Source organism: Streptomyces deccanensis, from assembly GCF_022385335.1.
Lineage (GTDB): Bacteria > Actinomycetota > Actinomycetes > Streptomycetales > Streptomycetaceae > Streptomyces > Streptomyces deccanensis.
This window is the reverse complement of record NZ_CP092431.1, coordinates 3,314,300-3,329,204: the sequence shown is the minus strand read 5'-3', so window position 1 is coordinate 3,329,204 and position 14,905 is coordinate 3,314,300. Positions and strand designations below refer to the sequence as shown.

Annotated in this window: 12 protein-coding genes; 9 read left to right on the top strand and 3 right to left on the bottom strand. The window is 72.3% G+C overall.

Going from position 1 to position 14,905, the window contains the following annotated elements:
* Positions 1 to 16: 16 nt before the first annotated feature.
* Entirely contained in the window at positions 17 to 442 is a 426-nt protein-coding gene (locus L3078_RS14865; RefSeq protein ID WP_239754097.1) for a hypothetical protein, read from the top strand.
* Between the two features lie 42 nt (positions 443 to 484).
* On the opposite strand, the gene L3078_RS14860 is transcribed toward L3078_RS14865, so the two are convergent.
* Positions 485 to 2,128, bottom strand: a complete 1,644-nt coding sequence (locus L3078_RS14860) for a M4 family metallopeptidase (RefSeq protein WP_239754096.1) — start codon at positions 2,126 to 2,128, stop codon at positions 485 to 487.
* A gap of 170 nt (positions 2,129 to 2,298) precedes the next feature.
* Between L3078_RS14860 and L3078_RS14855 the strand changes: the two genes are divergently transcribed.
* The gene (locus L3078_RS14855; protein WP_239754095.1) at positions 2,299 to 2,736 is read left to right on the top strand and encodes a gamma-glutamylcyclotransferase family protein; all 438 of its coding nucleotides are present in this window, start codon (positions 2,299 to 2,301) and stop codon (positions 2,734 to 2,736) included.
* 148 nt (positions 2,737 to 2,884) lie between these two features.
* Complete coding sequence (locus L3078_RS14850) at positions 2,885 to 3,439, top strand: GAF domain-containing protein (protein WP_239754094.1); 555 nt, start codon at positions 2,885 to 2,887, stop codon at positions 3,437 to 3,439.
* A gap of 43 nt (positions 3,440 to 3,482) precedes the next feature.
* Here L3078_RS14850 and L3078_RS14845 read toward each other — a convergent pair whose 3' ends face one another.
* Positions 3,483 to 5,615, bottom strand: coding sequence for a molybdopterin oxidoreductase family protein (locus L3078_RS14845; RefSeq protein ID WP_239754093.1), 2,133 nt, complete (start codon positions 5,613 to 5,615; stop codon positions 3,483 to 3,485).
* Between the two features lie 340 nt (positions 5,616 to 5,955).
* On the opposite strand from L3078_RS14845, the gene L3078_RS14840 reads away from it, so the two are divergent.
* Positions 5,956 to 6,441, top strand: a complete 486-nt coding sequence (locus L3078_RS14840; RefSeq protein ID WP_239760322.1) for a hypothetical protein — start codon at positions 5,956 to 5,958, stop codon at positions 6,439 to 6,441.
* 62 nt (positions 6,442 to 6,503) lie between these two features.
* Here L3078_RS14840 and L3078_RS14835 read toward each other — a convergent pair whose 3' ends face one another.
* Entirely contained in the window at positions 6,504 to 7,217 is a 714-nt protein-coding gene (locus L3078_RS14835; protein WP_239754091.1) for a SanA/YdcF family protein, read from the bottom strand.
* 280 nt (positions 7,218 to 7,497) lie between these two features.
* Here L3078_RS14835 and L3078_RS14830 point away from each other — a divergent pair, with 280 nt between their 5' ends.
* From L3078_RS14830 to L3078_RS14810, 5 genes are all read left to right on the top strand, one after another.
* A complete protein-coding gene (locus L3078_RS14830; protein WP_239754090.1) occupies positions 7,498 to 8,361 on the top strand; it encodes a sirohydrochlorin chelatase in 864 nt (287 codons plus the stop codon).
* A gap of 174 nt (positions 8,362 to 8,535) precedes the next feature.
* Positions 8,536 to 9,861 (top strand): deoxyguanosinetriphosphate triphosphohydrolase, encoded by a 1,326-nt coding sequence (locus tag L3078_RS14825; protein WP_239754089.1) that lies wholly within the window; start codon positions 8,536 to 8,538, stop codon positions 9,859 to 9,861.
* Between the two features lie 104 nt (positions 9,862 to 9,965).
* Positions 9,966 to 11,231, top strand: a complete 1,266-nt coding sequence (locus L3078_RS14820; RefSeq protein ID WP_239754088.1) for an NAD(P)/FAD-dependent oxidoreductase — start codon at positions 9,966 to 9,968, stop codon at positions 11,229 to 11,231.
* A 126-nt stretch (positions 11,232 to 11,357) separates the two neighbouring features.
* The gene (dnaG, locus tag L3078_RS14815; RefSeq protein ID WP_239754087.1) at positions 11,358 to 13,259 is read left to right on the top strand and encodes a DNA primase; all 1,902 of its coding nucleotides are present in this window, start codon (positions 11,358 to 11,360) and stop codon (positions 13,257 to 13,259) included.
* Positions 13,260 to 13,472: 213 nt separating this feature from the next.
* Positions 13,473 to 14,792, top strand: coding sequence for an RNA polymerase sigma factor (locus L3078_RS14810; RefSeq protein WP_239754086.1), 1,320 nt, complete (start codon positions 13,473 to 13,475; stop codon positions 14,790 to 14,792).
* Positions 14,793 to 14,905: the final 113 nt, after the last annotated feature.

Sequence of the window (14,905 nt, the reverse complement as noted above, 5' to 3'; positions counted from 1 at the left end):
CCGGGACTCGCAGACGATGGAAACGATCACGTACAGGCCGGGCCTGCTCCAGTCCGCGCTGCCCGTCGTGCTGGGGTTCCTGGGCGGCACGGCGCTGCTGTGGGCCGCCCTCGCCCTGACCCCCGACCCCATGGGCGGCGACTCGCTGCGGCAGTGCGTCGCGGGGGCGTTGACCGCCACCGCGGTCGTCGTGGTCCTGCGCCGGGGCGACGGGGTGACCCTGGCCGAGGACGCTCTCGTGGTGCGGGGCCTCCGGCGCCGGCGCATCCCCTGGACCGGCATCCGGCACCTGGAGGTCCGTCGCGTCGTCGGCGTACGCCAGATCACCGTTCACACCGCCGACGGCCACCGCACCACCCTGCGCACCCCGACGTCCCTCCTGGACAGGGAGTTCGACCGGAAGGTCGAGATCCTCACCCGGTGGTGGCACGCGCGACGCTGAGCCCTACCGGCTCGGCGCCGCGTATGCCAGCCCATCAGCCCATCAGCCCACCGCCACCGCACTCCACGCAGCCCCCACCGCGTCGTGCTCGGCGCTCCCCGCCCCGTACAGGTCGCGGGCCGCGTTCAGGGTCGCCGTACGCGCCCCGGCGTAGTCCGTGGACGAGGTCATGTAGACGGTCAGGGCCCGGTACCAGATCGCGCCCAGCTTGTCCTTGCCGATGCCGGTCACCGTCGAGCCGTCGCAGGTGGTGCTGGAGTGGCGAACGCCGCCGATGGTCCTGGTGCCGCTGCCCTCCGCGAGGAGATACGCGAAGTGGTTGGCGACGCCCGAGGAGTAGTGGACGTCCAGGTTCCGCACCGCCGTGCTCCAGCAGTCCACCGAGGAGCCGTCCTTGCTGGGCTGGTCCATGAACCGGAGCGCCGGCCTTCCGAGGCCGGGGCGGACGACCTTCTCGCCGACGAGCCAGTCCCCGGGGTCGGAGGCGTTCTCCGCGGAGAACTCGACGAGTGTGCCGAATATGTCCGAGGTGGCCTCGTTGAGGCCGCCCGGCTCGCCCGAGTACGTCAGGTCGGCCGTCGCGGAGGTGACACCGTGGGTCATCTCATGACCGGCCACGTCCAGCGAGACGAGCGGGCCGAGCAGGTTCCCGTCACCGTCGCCGTACGTCATGCAGAAGCAACTGTCGTCCCAGAAGGCGTTGTTGTAGCCGTTGCCGTAGTGGACCCGGTTGTACGAGCCCCGGCCGTCGCCGGCGATGCCGTTCCGGCCGTGGACCTCCTTGAAGTAGTCCCAGGTGGTGTCGGTGCCGTACTGCGCGTCGACGGCCGCGGTGGCGCGGTCCGTGGTCGTGCCCGTGCCCCAGTGGTTGTCGGCGTCGGTGAGGAGCGTCGCGGGCGCCCGCTGGACGCAGATGCCGAGGAGGCACAGGTCGGTCTGGTTCGCGGCGTCCCCGGTGTACGTGTCGCCGCGGGTCGGATCCTTCAGCTGGTACGTCGACCCGGAGACGGTCGTCTCCAGCGGGACCGTGCCGCCGTAGAGCGACCTGCCGTCGCCCGCGGCGCTCTCCAGCGCGTCCCAGGCGTCGATCTGCCTGCCCGTCGAGGCGTCCGTCACGACCGTGCGGGCGACCGGGTTGCCGGCCTCGTCCCGGGCGAGCGCATCCGTCCGCCAGGCCAGCCGGGGGGTGCCGTGCAGGGCGTCGACGACCAGTCGGGGCTTGGACGTCAGCCCGCGCAGCGTCTCGCCGACGTTCGCGGCGCGCAGCGCGGCGGCGGCGATGTCGGCGGCCCGGGGCGCCTTGACCGTGGGCGTGACGCTGGGGATGTCGAGGGCGCGGGCGGTCGCCCTGTTCGCACTTCGGAACTCGCCGCCGGGGTTGAGATGGACGACGAAGTCGCCGCCGAGGACCGGGAGTTCGCGGTAGGTCCGGTCGTAGCGCACGTGCTGCGCGCCGTCCGCGTCCACGATCACGTCCCGTACGGTGGTCTCCTGGGCGGAGGTGAGCCCCAGACTCGCCGCACGGTCCCGCAGGACGTCGGCGGCATGGGCGATCGCGGTGCTCCGGTCAGGTCTGTCGGCGGCACCCGCGGTGGGGGTGAGCGTCGCCGCCAGCAGCGCGGCGGCCGTGACGGCGGTGCCGGTGGTGGCGAGGTGCGGGCGTCGAAGGTGCCGTGCTCGGCGCATCTGTCTCCCAGGGACGAGGGGCGACGGTGGTCGTCGGGCCGACCACGATCTCGTCAGATTTAAGTGGGCATGACAGGTGCGGTCCAGGGGCGTCGGCGGGGGGAAGTGTGAGGGGTGAGAATCGTTTCTGCAAAGAGTCCCGATCCCCTCGGAGAGGAGAGGCGAGCCCGGTGCTGCCCTTCTTCGTCTACGGCACCCTCCGCCCCGGCGAGCCCAACCACGACCTCTTCCTGTGCGGCCGCACCGTCGCGGAGGAACCGGCCCGGATGCGCGGCATGGCGCTCTACGACGGCCCGGGGTACCCGTACGCGGTGGAGAGCCTCGGCGACGGTGCCGGGGAGGGGCGCGGGGGAGCGGTCGAGGTGAGCGGCGAGATCGTCACCGCCGCCCCCGAGGACTACGCCGAACTCCTGCGCGTGCTGGACCGGTTGGAGGAGTACGCCCCGGGCGACCCGGCGAACCTCTACGAGCGGGTGGAACGCCCGGCCATCCTCGCCGACGGCACCGCCGTACGGGCCTGGGTCTACGTCGCCGCACCGACCGTCGCGGCCGGACTGCGGGCCAGGGGGAAGCTCATCGAGAGCGGTGACTGGCGACTGCGTGGATGACGCCGGGGCCGCAGAGCCGCCGGGCCGCCGACACAGGATCCACGCCGACACAGGATCCACGCATCCGACGCGTGAATGTTCAAGTCAGTGGGGTAACGATGCTGATCACGACAGCGGCACCTGAGCCGCGAGCACGAGGAGCCCCCACATGCACGAGACAGCCCCGAACGCGACAGCCCCGAACGCGACCGTCCTGAACGAGACGGCGCCGCGCGAAACAGCCCTGAACGAGACGGCCCCGAACGCGACCGCCCTGAACGAGACCGTCCTGAAGAACGCGCGCCCCGAAGTGGAGGCGTGGCTCGCCGAGTTCGTCGAGCGCAACGGTGGCTTCGCCGGCTCCGTCCACCTCTCCGAGCCCGCCGAGGAGGGCGAGATCGTCCTCGTCGCCGCCTACAACCTGCCGGTCTCGGTGCGCAACGGCACCGCCGTGATCCCGATCGGCAAGGGCATGGCCGGGACGGCCGCGCAGCGCCGCGAGCCCGTCGCCGTCCCCGACTTCCAGACCGACACGACCGGCGTCGCCGTCCGCGCGGGCCGCGCCGCCGGCTCCCTGGGCTCCCTCACCCTCCCCGTCTTCGACCCGGCGGACGAGACCCTCGTCGCCGTCGTCGGCCTGGGCTTCACGGAACGCCGTGACTTCACCCCCGAGGAGACTGCGAAGTACGCCGAGGACGCGGCCACGGTGCGCATGACCCTCTGAGCCGCGCTCCGAGACCGCTCTCGACGGGCCGCGCCGCTCCGCCCTACTTCCCCACGGCCTCCACCCGCACCGCGCACGTCTTGAACTCCGGCATGCGGGAGGTGGGGTCGAGGGCGGGGTTGGTGAGGGAGTTGGCGCGGCCCTCGCCCGGCCAGTGGAACGGCATGAAGACCGTGTCGGGGCGGATGGCGGTCGTGATGCGGGCCGGGGCGACGGCCCGCCCCCGGCGGGAGACCACGGCCACCGGGTCGCCCTCCGCCGCGCCGAGCCGCTCGGCCAGCCGGGGGTGCAGTTCCACGAACGGCCCCGGCGCGGCGGCGTTCAGCTCGTCGACCCGCCGGGTCTGGGCGCCCGACTGGTACTGGGCGACCACCCGCCCGGTGGTGAGCAGCACCGGGTACTCGGCGTCCGGTTCCTCGGCCGCCGCCCGATGCGAGACGGGCGCGAACCGGGCCCGGCCGTCCTCCGTGGCGAACCGGTCGAGGAAGAGCCGCGGGGTGCCGGGGTGTACGTCCGGGACGGGCGCCGGTTCCGGCGCGGCGTCCGGCGCGGGCGCGGAGACCGGCGTGGGGCAGGGCCAGAACACCCCGTTCTCCTCGGCCAGTCGCCGGTAGGTGATGCCCGAGTAGTCGGCGGGCCCGCCCGCGCTCGCCCGGCGCAGCTCCTCGAAGACCTCCTCGGCGTCGGTCGGGAAGCCCTTCTCGACGCCCAGCCGGTCGGCCAGCTCGTGCATGATCTCCAGGTCGCTGCGGACCCCGTCGGGAGGTGTGATCGCGCGCCGCCGCAGCAGCACCCGGCCCTCCAGGTTGGTCATCGTGCCGGTCTCCTCCGCCCACTGCGTCACCGGCAGGACGACGTCCGCGAGGGCCGCCGTCTCCGACAGCACGACGTCGCACACGGCCAGGAAGTCCAGCGACTTGATCCGGTCCTCGATGTGCGCGGCGCGCGGCGCCGACACCACCGGGTTGGAGGCCATCAGCAGCAGGGACTTGATGTCGGTGCCGAGCGCGTCGAGCAGCTCGTACGCGCTGCGGCCCGGCCCGGGCAGGCTGTCCGGGTCGACGCCCCAGACCTCGGCGACGTGGCGCCGCGCCTCGGGGTCGACCAGCTTGCGGTAGCCGGGCAGCTGGTCGGCCTTCTGGCCGTGCTCGCGCCCGCCCTGCCCGTTGCCCTGCCCGGTGAGACACCCGTACCCGGACAGCGGCCGGCCGGCGCGGCCCGTCGCCAGCGTGAGGTTGATCCACGCGCCGACGGTGTCCGTGCCCTTGGACTGCTGCTCGGGCCCGCGCGCCGTGAGCACCATCGCGTGCTCGGGCTCGCAGAACAGCCGTACCGCCTCGCGGAGTTCGGGAACGGACACCCCCGTGATCCGTTCCACGTACTCCGGCCAGTGCGCCATGGCCGCCGCCCGCGCCTCCTCCCAACCGCTGGTCCGCTCGCGGATGTACTCCTCGTCCACCCGCCCCTCGGCCACGATCAGGTGCAGCAGACCGAGGGCGAGGGCGAGGTCGGTGCCCGGGCGCGGGGACAGGTGCAGGTCGGCCTGTTCGGCCGTACGGGTGCGGCGCGGATCGATGACGATCAGCGTGCCGCCGTTCTCCTTCAGCTCGGTGAGGTAGCGCAGCGCCGGCGGCATGGTCTCCGCGAGGTTGGACCCTACGAGGATCACGCACCCCGTCCTCGGGATGTCCTCCAGCGGGAACGGCAGCCCCCGGTCCAGCCCGAACGCCTTCGTCCCGGCGGCGGCCGCCGAGGACATGCAGAAGCGGCCGTTGTAGTCGATCTGCGAGGTGCCGAGGACGATCCGCGCGAACTTGCCGAGCAGATACGCCTTCTCGTTGGTCAGCCCGCCGCCGCCGAACACTCCGCACGCGTCCGGGCCATGTTCCGTCCGCGTGCGGGTGAGCCCCTCGGCGATCCGGTCGAGTGCCTCGTCCCAGGAGGCGGGTTCCAGGTTGCCCGCCCTTCTGACCAAGGGACTGGTCAGCCTGACCCGGGACGAGAGCACCGCCGGCGCCGTACGGCCCTTGCCGCACAGCGCTCCCCGGTTCACCGGGAAGTCCGCGCGCTCCGTGACCACTACGACCCCTTCGGTCCCGTCCGCACCGGGCGTCAGGTTCATCCCGCACTGCAGGGCGCAGTACGGGCAGTGGGTGGGCGTCGCGGAGTTCGGCATACCGTCCAGCGTGCGTCGCACGTGTTACGCGCCGGGGCGCCCCTCGTTACGCGACCGGCACGGGGACCTCCCGGCGGCATCGGCCCCGGCGTGAGGAAGTGTGCGGCGGGATGTCGCGCAGGCGTGTCGCCGAATGTCGAGGAGCGTGCCGCCGGATGTCGCGATTCTGTCACCGTATGCGGTCGCGTCACCGCTTTCCGTCCACCCGTTCGGGCCCCGCGTGCTAAGAACTACGGGCGCCACAGACACGGGGGTCGTGCCGCGAACCCCGTGTGGCGTACGACCTGTCACCCGGCCCGCACGCGGGCCGCAGGGGGAAGAGGACCATCACGTGAACCGTATGCGCACCACCGCCGCCGTCCTGGGTGCCGTCGGCGCCCTGACCGCCACTCAGCTTGGCCTCGCCGGAGCCGCCTCCGCCGCGCCGCAGGCCGCCGGCTGCCCGCTCGAACTCAGCTCGCCGAAGAACTTCACCCTGGACTCGAAGAACCGGGTGCAGGGCGGCCTCTACTTCGCGCTCAAGAACAAGAGCAAGACCGCGAGCTTCAAGGACGTCAGCCTGAAGGTCAGCAAGCCCGTCAACCTGACCTTCACCTACGCCACCGCCACCAAGGGCAGCAAGATCACCAAGCGGACCTCGAAGGTCGCCACCGTCTACACCAAGAAACTGAAGGCGAAGGGCACCACCGGTCTGCGCATCAGCGCCTACATGACCAACCGCAAGAAGCCCTACGAGGTCCGCTTCACCGTCCACGGCAAGACCGCCGCGGGCAAGCAGTGGGGCTGCGCCGTGGACCAGGGCTGGTGGGGCTCCATCAAGCACTGAGGCCCTCCCGCACCAAGGCGCGCTAAGCACCAAGGCCCGCGAAGCACCAAGGCCTTCGAGCACTAAGGCGCTTCCTCAGGGCTTCGCCCCGCCGACGCGAGTGCCTTCTCGACCCCCGTTTCCTCCGGTCCGAGGAAGCGGGGGTCCGGCTCGAACAGGGCGTCCAGGGAGGCCTTGCCCGCCGCGAACAGCTCCCGGGTGGCCCCGTAGTACCAGGTCGCGTCGTGCCGGTCCTGCACACCGACGCCGTACGACTCGACGCCCGCCTCCTCGCACAGCGCGACCGCCCGGCGTATGTGGAAGCCCTGGCTGACGAGGACCGCCCGGTCCACGCCGAAGATCTTCTTGGCGCGGACGCAGGAGTCCCAGGTGTCGAACCCGGCGTAGTCGCTGACGATCCGGTCGTCGGGCACGCCGTGCTCGGTGAGGTAGCCGCGCATCGCGTCCGGCTCGTCGTACTCCACGCGGCTGTTGTCGCCGGTGACCAGGACCACCTTGATCCTGCCCGACCGGTACAACTCGGCCGCCGCGTCCAGCCGGCGCGCGAGATACGGCGACGGCTCGCCCTGCCACAGCCCGGCGCCGAACACCACCGCGACCTCCGTGCGCGGCGCGTCGGCCGTGGTCCGCAGCCGGTCACCCGCCGCCGTGAACATCCAGGTCGACGGCAGCAGCGCCAGCACGCACAGCAGCATCACCACCTGCACGGCCCGCCGCCGCCCCGCCCGCGTACGCGGCAGCCGAACGGCGCGCACGACCCGCCCGATACGCCTCACTGCGCCCCCGTCCCGCCGAACCCGCTCTGTGTCCTGCTGCGCGTCCCGCCATGTGTCCTGCGTGTTTCCGGCGGACCCGTCCCGTGCCCGCTCTCCCGACCAACGAAGACGTCATCCGCGGAGATCCGGTTCACCGCCCAGCGTGACAAGCTTCACTCGAACGAGTCGAAATGCCAGGTCACGGAGGTTCACAGGCGCCTACCGCGCACGGTGAAGGGCCGGAAAAGACCCGTCACCACCGCGCAACGGGTAGGCAACGTCCTCCCGGCACCATCGGTGCATGACGGCGACGACGAGCAAGTCGAACGCGGACCTCGACAGTACGGCGCACATCATGAACCTGATCAGTGACCAGCTGGCCACCCAGCTCAGCCTCGTCTCCCGCGACGGAACCCGGCGCCCCGCCCCACCGGCGCTCGTCCTGGTCGCCCACGGCAGCCGCGACCCACGCGCCCTGGCGACCGTACGCACCCTCATGGAGCGCGTCCGCGAGCAGCGCCCCGGCCTCGCCGTGCACCTCGGCCACATCGAGCTGAACGAACCGCTGCTCCCCGACACCCTCGCCGCCCTCGGCGACCGGGAAGCGGTGCTCGTCCCCCTCCTCCTCAGCCGTGGCTACCACGTCAAGCAGGACATCCCCGAGATGGCCGCGGCCGCCGAGGCCCGCACCCGCCTGGCCGCGCCGCTCGGCCCGCACGCCCTCCTCGTCGAGACCCTGCACGCCCGCCTCGTCGAGGCGGGCTGGCGCACCCGGATGAGCGAGGCGCGCCGCCGCACGAGCGCCGTGGTGCTGGCCGCCGCGGGCTCCCGCGACCCCGAGGCCGCCGAGGACACCGGCCGCACGGCCCGCCTCCTCGCCGACCGCCTGGGCGTCCCGGTGATCCCCGCCTACGCCTCGGCCGCCGCCCCCACGGTCCCCGAAGCCGTCCGCACCCTCACCGCCCAGGGCCGCACCCGCATAGCCCTCGCCTCCTACTTCACGGCCCCCGGCCGCTTCGCCAGGGAGTGCGCGGAAGCGGCCCCGGGCATCACGGCGGCCCCCCTGGGCGCCCACCCGTCGATGGCGAGCCTGATCCTGCACCGCTACGACGAGGCACTGGCCGCCCCCGGGACGACGACGGAACGAGCCCTGGCAGTGGCATAGGGGCCCTGTGACTTCCGGCCCGCGGCAGCGCCCCTCCAGGGGCGCGGGGCTGTCTCGATATGCGGCTCCGCCGCGTGGGCGCGACCAGCCACATCCCACGCGCACCCGCCAAAGAACCGAACCCGGCAGACGAGTAGGCACCCGTTTGTCACCCCCTCCCCGTACTGTCGAATCATGGAAGGCACCACACCCCCCAGCCCTGCCACCCCGCCCACCCACGACACCCCGGCCGCCTACCCCCCGCCCTCCGCGGAGCGCTACGCCCCGGAGCCCGACAAACGCCCCGGCCGCACCGCCTTCCAACGCGACCGCGCCCGCGTACTGCACTCCGCGGCCCTGCGCAGACTCGCCGGCAAGACCCAGGTCGTCACCCCCGGCACCCGCAGCCAGGTCTGGGACGCGAGCCCCCGCACCCGCCTCACCCACTCCCTGGAGTGCGCCCAGGTGGGCCGCGAGCTGGGCGCCGCCCTCGGCTGCGACCCCGACCTCGTGGAGGCGGCCTGCCTCTCCCACGACCTCGGCCACCCCCCTTTCGGCCACAACGGCGAACAGGCGCTCAACGAATTCGCCGAGGACTGCGGCGGTTTCGAGGGCAACGCCCAGTCCCTGCGCCTCCTGACCCGCATCGAGCCCAAGCGCTTCGTGCGCTCCCCGGAGTCGGGCGACCTCGTCAGCGTCGGCCTCAACCTCACCCGCGCCGCGCTGGACGCCGCCACCAAGTACCCCTGGCCGCGCGGCGGTCACCCCACCGACCCCGCGTCGCCCAAGTTCGGCGTGTACGACGACGACCGGCCCGTCTTCGACTGGGTCCGCAAGGACGCCCCCGGCACCAGCACGACCTTCGAGGCCCAGGTCATGGACTGGTCCGACGACGTGGCGTACTCCGTGCACGACGTCGAGGACGGCCTGCACGCCGGCCACATCGACCCCAACTGCCTGCACGCGGAACCCGAACGCCAGGCGGTGTTCGAGGTGGCCCGCGGCCGGTACGTCCCCGCGGACACCGACCCGGCCGAACTCGCCGCCGCCCTCGACCGCCTCCTCGACCAGGAGTGGTGGCCGCACGGCTACGACGGAACGGCCGTCGCACAGGCCCGGTTGAAGGACGCCACCAGCCAGCTCATCGGCCGCTTCTGCCTCGCCGCCGAAGGTGCCACCCGGCAGGCGTACGGCAGCGGCCCCCTCACCCGGTACGCCGCCGAACTGGTCGTCCCGCGCGAGGCGCGGCTGGAGTGCGCCGTGCTGAAGGCCGTCGCCGACCGCTATGTGATGCAGCGGGCCGAGCAGGAGCGCCTCCGCGCCGACCAGCGGATCGTCGTCGCCGAACTGGCCGAGGCGCTCACCGCCCGCGCACCGGAGGGACTCGAACCCCAGTTCCGCGCGCTGTTCGACGCGGCCTCGGACGACCGCGCCCGCAAGCGGGTGATCGTCGACCAGATCGCTTCCCTGACCGACACCTCCGCCCGCGCGCTGCACGCGAGGCTGACGGGTCGGATGTGACAAAAACGTGACCCTCCGTGGCCTGATCGGGTCACTACCTCTTCCCGCATCACGCTCCGTGCGGGACGCTCGCATGTGGACGCACCCTTAAGAGGAGGCATCAAGTGGTCGACGCGGATCAGACATTCGTCATCGTCGGAGGCGGTCTCGCCGGCGCGAAGGCGGCCGAGACGCTCCGAGCGGAGGGCTTCACCGGCCGCGTGATACTGATCTGCGACGAACGCGACCACCCCTACGAGCGTCCGCCGCTCTCCAAGGGCTACCTGCTCGGCAAGGAGGAGCGCGACAGCGTCTTCGTCCACGAGCCGTCCTGGTACGCGCGCCACGACATCGAGCTCCACCTCGGCCAGACCGTCGACGCGATCGACCGCACGGCCAGGACCGTCCGCTTCGGCGACGACGGCACCCTCGTCCACTACGACAAACTGCTGCTCGCGACCGGCGCCGAGCCCCGCCGCCTGGACATCCCGGGCACCGATCTCGCGGGCGTCCACCATCTGCGCCGCCTCGCCCACGCCGAGCGCCTGAAGGGAGTCCTCGGGGCCCTCGGCCGGGACAACGGCCACCTGGTCATCGCCGGCGCCGGCTGGATCGGCCTGGAAGTGGCGGCGGCGGCCCGCGAGTACGGCGCGGAGGTCACCGTCGTCGAGCCGGAACCGACGCCGCTGCACGGCGTCCTCGGCCCCGAACTCGGCAACCTCTTCGCGGAACTGCACCGCGAGCACGGCGTCCGCTTCCACTTCGGGGCAAGGCTCACGGAGATCGTCGGCCAGGACGGGATGGTCCTCGCGGCCCGCACGGACACGGGGGAGGAGCACCCGGCGCACGACGTCCTCGCGGCCATCGGCGCCGCCCCGCGCACCGGCCTGGCGGAGGCCGCCGGGCTGGAGATCGCGGACCGCGCCCACGGCGGGGGCATCGTGGTGGACGCGGGGCTCCGCACGTCCGACCCCTCCATCTACGCGGCCGGTGACGTCGTGTCCTTCCCGCACGCCCTCTTCGGCACCCGGCTCCGCGTCGAGCACTGGGCCAACGCGCTCAACGGCGGCCCCGCCGCCGCCCGCTCGATGCTCGGCAAGGACGTCACGTACGACCGGGTGCCCTACTTCTTCTCCGACCAGTACGACCTGGGGATGGAGTACTCGGGATGGGCGCCGCCCGGCTCGTACGACCAGGTGCTGATCCGGGGCGACGCGGGGAAGCGGGAGTTCATCGCGTTCTGGGTGAAGGAGGGGCGGGTGCTGGCCGGGATGAACGTGAACGTGTGGGATGTCACTGAGCCGATCCAGAAACTGATCCGGTCCCGGGCGCGGGTCGACGTGGACGCGCTCTCGAATCCTCAGGTACCGCTGGAGAGTCTGATCGCCTAGACATCCGCGGGGTGGGGCGCGAGGGCGAGTGCGGGTGGTGTGTGGTTGCTCGCGCAGTTCCCCGCGCCCCCTTCGGGGCGCTGCCCTTGCCCCGAAGCTGTCAGTGGACCACCGTAGAATCTCCGCGTGGCAGGACGGATCAACGACGAGGACGTGAAGGCGGTACGGGACGCGGTCCCGATCGACGCCGTGGTGTCCGAGTACCTCCAGCTGCGCAACGCGGGCGGCGGGAACCTCAAGGGCCTCTGCCCGTTCCACGACGAGAAGTCGCCGTCCTTCCAGGTCAGCCCCAGCAAGGGGCTCTTCCACTGCTTCGGCTGCCAGGAGGGCGGCGACACCATCACGTTCGTGATGAAGGTCGACCACCTGTCCTTCTCGGAGGCCGTCGAGCGCCTGGCCGGTCAGGCCGGCATCACCCTGCGCTACGAGGAGGGCGGGTACAACCCCTCCCACCAGCGCGGCGAACGGATCCGCCTCGTCGAGGCGCACAAGATCGCCGCCGAGTGGTACGCGGAGCAGCTCGCCACCAGCCCCGAGGCCGACACCGGCCGGATCTTCCTCGCCGAGCGCGGCTTCGACCAGGCAGCCGCCGTCCACTTCGGCGTCGGCTACAGCCCCCAGGGCTGGGACCACCTCACCCGCTTCCTGCGCGGCAAGGGTTTCACCGACAAGGAACTGCTGCTGTCCGGCCTCTCCCAGGAGGGCCGCCGGGGCCCGATCGACCGCTTCCGGGGCCGCCTGATGTGGCCCATCCGCGACATCGGCGGGGACGTGGTCGGCTTCGGCGCGCGGAAACTGTACGAGTCGGACAACGGGCCCAAGTACCTCAACACCCCCGACACGGCGATCTACCGCAAGTCCCAGGTCCTGTACGGCATCGACCTCGCCAAGAAGGACATCGCCAAGGCCAGCCGGGCCGTCGTGGTCGAGGGCTACACCGACGTCATGGCCTGCCACCTCGCCGGCGTCACCACCGCCATCGCCACCTGCGGCACGGCCTTCGGCGGCGAGCACATCAAGATCCTCCGCCGGCTGCTGATGGACAACGGCAGCGCACGCGTGATCTTCACCTTCGACGGCGACGCGGCCGGCCAGAAGGCGGCCCTGCGCGCCTTCGAGGACGACCAGAAGTTCGCCGCCGAGACGTACATCGCGATCGCCCCCGACGGCATGGACCCCTGCGAACTCCGCCTGGCCAAGGGCGACGAGGCCGTCGCCGAACTGGCCGAACCCCGCACCCCGCTCTTCGAGTTCGCCCTCCGCCAGATCGTCGCCCGCTACGACCTGGAGACCCCCGCCGGCCGCGCCGCCGCCCTCGACGAGGCCGCGCCGATCGTGGCCCGCATCAAGAACAGCGGCGCCCAGCACGAGGTCGCCGTGCAGCTCGCCGGCATGCTCGGCATCCTCGACACCCAGTTCGTCGTCAAGCGCGTCGCCCAGCTGGCCCGCTGGGCCCGCGAGCGCGGCGGCCAGGGCCCGGCCCCGGCCGCCCAGCGCGGGGCGGCGCCCTACGAGTCCACGGCCCGGCCCCCGTCCGGCCCGGCCCTCACCCTGCGCAACCCGGTCTTCGCCACCGAACGCGAACTCCTCAAACTCGCCCTCCAGCGCCCCGAGTTGGTCGCCCCGGCGTTCGACGCGTACGGCGTCGACGAGTTCACCGCCGCCCCGTACGCGGCCGTCCGTGAGGCGATCATCGAGGCGGGCGGCGTGGAGTACGGCGCCGAGGACCCGCAGGAGTACCTGGTCCGCGTCCGCGAGGCCGCGCCGGACGACACCGTGCGGGCCATGGTGACGGAGCTGGCGGTCGAGGCGATCATGCGCAAGACGGTCGACGACGTCTACGCGGGCGCACAACTGGTCACCGTGCGCCGCCGGGCCGTGGAACGCCGGGTGCGCGACGTCCAGGGCAGCCTGGCGCGGGCCGCCGCCCAGGGCGACCCCGCCCAGCTGGCCGCCGTACAGAACGAGTTGTGGGTCCTCCAGCAGTACGACCAGGCGTTGCGGGAGCGGGGCGCGGAGGCGCTCTGAACCGGTGCCGGTGCGCGCCCCCGGCCGTGCACGTCCCCGGAGCACATGCCAATCCGCGCCGGAGCCACCCCGGTCCGTACGGCCTTCAAGCTGTTTGCGACCCGGCCAGCAGCGCACTCGTGGAACAGGTAACCGTGAGGTCACGGGCCGGACGCAAAAAGTCACCGCACGCCCCTCGTGGCGGCTGTGTGTCGTACTCCACACTGGGTTCCGGTGCCTGAGTCCTCGGAGCGCGGCCGACCCGTCCCCCATGGGTCCGAGATCCCCGCGGTTCCGCTCGATGAGTACGGGATGGACGGCGGAGAGGCCGCCCGCGCCATCCCAGACGTACCGCTGCCGTACGCCCTGGCAGCGACATTCCTGGAGGTCGCCCCCGTGCAGACCCAGACCCTCATACAGAACGACACCAGTACGGCCATCGGTACCGACGGCTCGGAGCCGGCCGAGGAGACCGATGTCATCACCGCGGTGCCCGCCCAGAGCCGCGCCGCGCACCACCCCGAGGCGGCCCCGGACGGCCCGCCCGACCTGGACGAACCGCCTGCCGCGGTGGTCGAGGCCCTGGAGACGGCCGAGCCTCCCGAGCCCGTGGAGCTGCCACGCGCCCGCCCGGACACCAGCGGACCCTCCTCCGACCTCTTCCGCCAGTACCTGCGTGAGATCGGCCGTATCCCGCTCCTGACGGCCGCGGAGGAGGTGGAGCTGGCCCGCCGCGTCGAGGCCGGCCTCTTCGCCGAGGAGCGGCTCGGCCACGCCCGCGACCTCGACACCCAGCTCGCCCTCGACCTCGACAAGCTGGTCGTCATGGGCCGCATGGCCAAACGCCGCCTGATCGAGGCGAACCTGCGGCTCGTCGTCTCCGTGGCGAAGCGTTACGTCGGCCGCGGCCTGACCATGCTGGACCTGGTCCAGGAAGGAAACCTGGGCCTGATCAGGGCCGTCGAGAAGTTCGACTACGCGCGCGGCTACAAGTTCTCGACCTACGCCACCTGGTGGATCCGCCAGGCCATGTCCCGAGCCCTGGCCGACCAGGCCCGCACCATCCGGGTCCCGGTCCACGTGGTCGAGTTGATCAACCGGGTCGTCCGCGTCCAACGCCGCATGCTCCAGGAACGGGGCTACGAGCCCACGCCCGAGGAGGTCGCCGCCCACCTCGACCTGGCGCCCGAGCGCGTCAGCGAGGTCCTCCGCCTCGCCCAGGAACCGGTCTCGCTCCACGCGCCCGTGGGCGAGGAGGACGACGTGGCCCTCGGCGACCTCATCGAGGACGGCGACGCGGCGAGCCCCGTGGAGTCGGCCGCGTTCCTGCTGCTCAGGGAGCATCTGGAGGCGGTCCTCTCCACCCTGGGCGAGCGGGAACGCAAGGTGGTCCAACTCCGCTACGGCCTCGCGGACGGCCGCCCCCGCACGCTGGAGGAGATAGGCCGCATCTTCGGCGTCACCCGGGAACGGATACGCCAGATCGAGTCCAAGACCCTGAACAAACTCAGGGACCACGCCTTCGCGGACCAGCTGCGGGGGTACTTGGACTGAGGGGACGCGTCGTCGGGCGGGGCTTCGGTGAGCCTGAAAAGCAGTGGGCGCAGCCCCTGCTTTTCAGGGGCGCGGGGAACTGCGCGAGCAGCCCCACCGGGCCCGCACCCGAC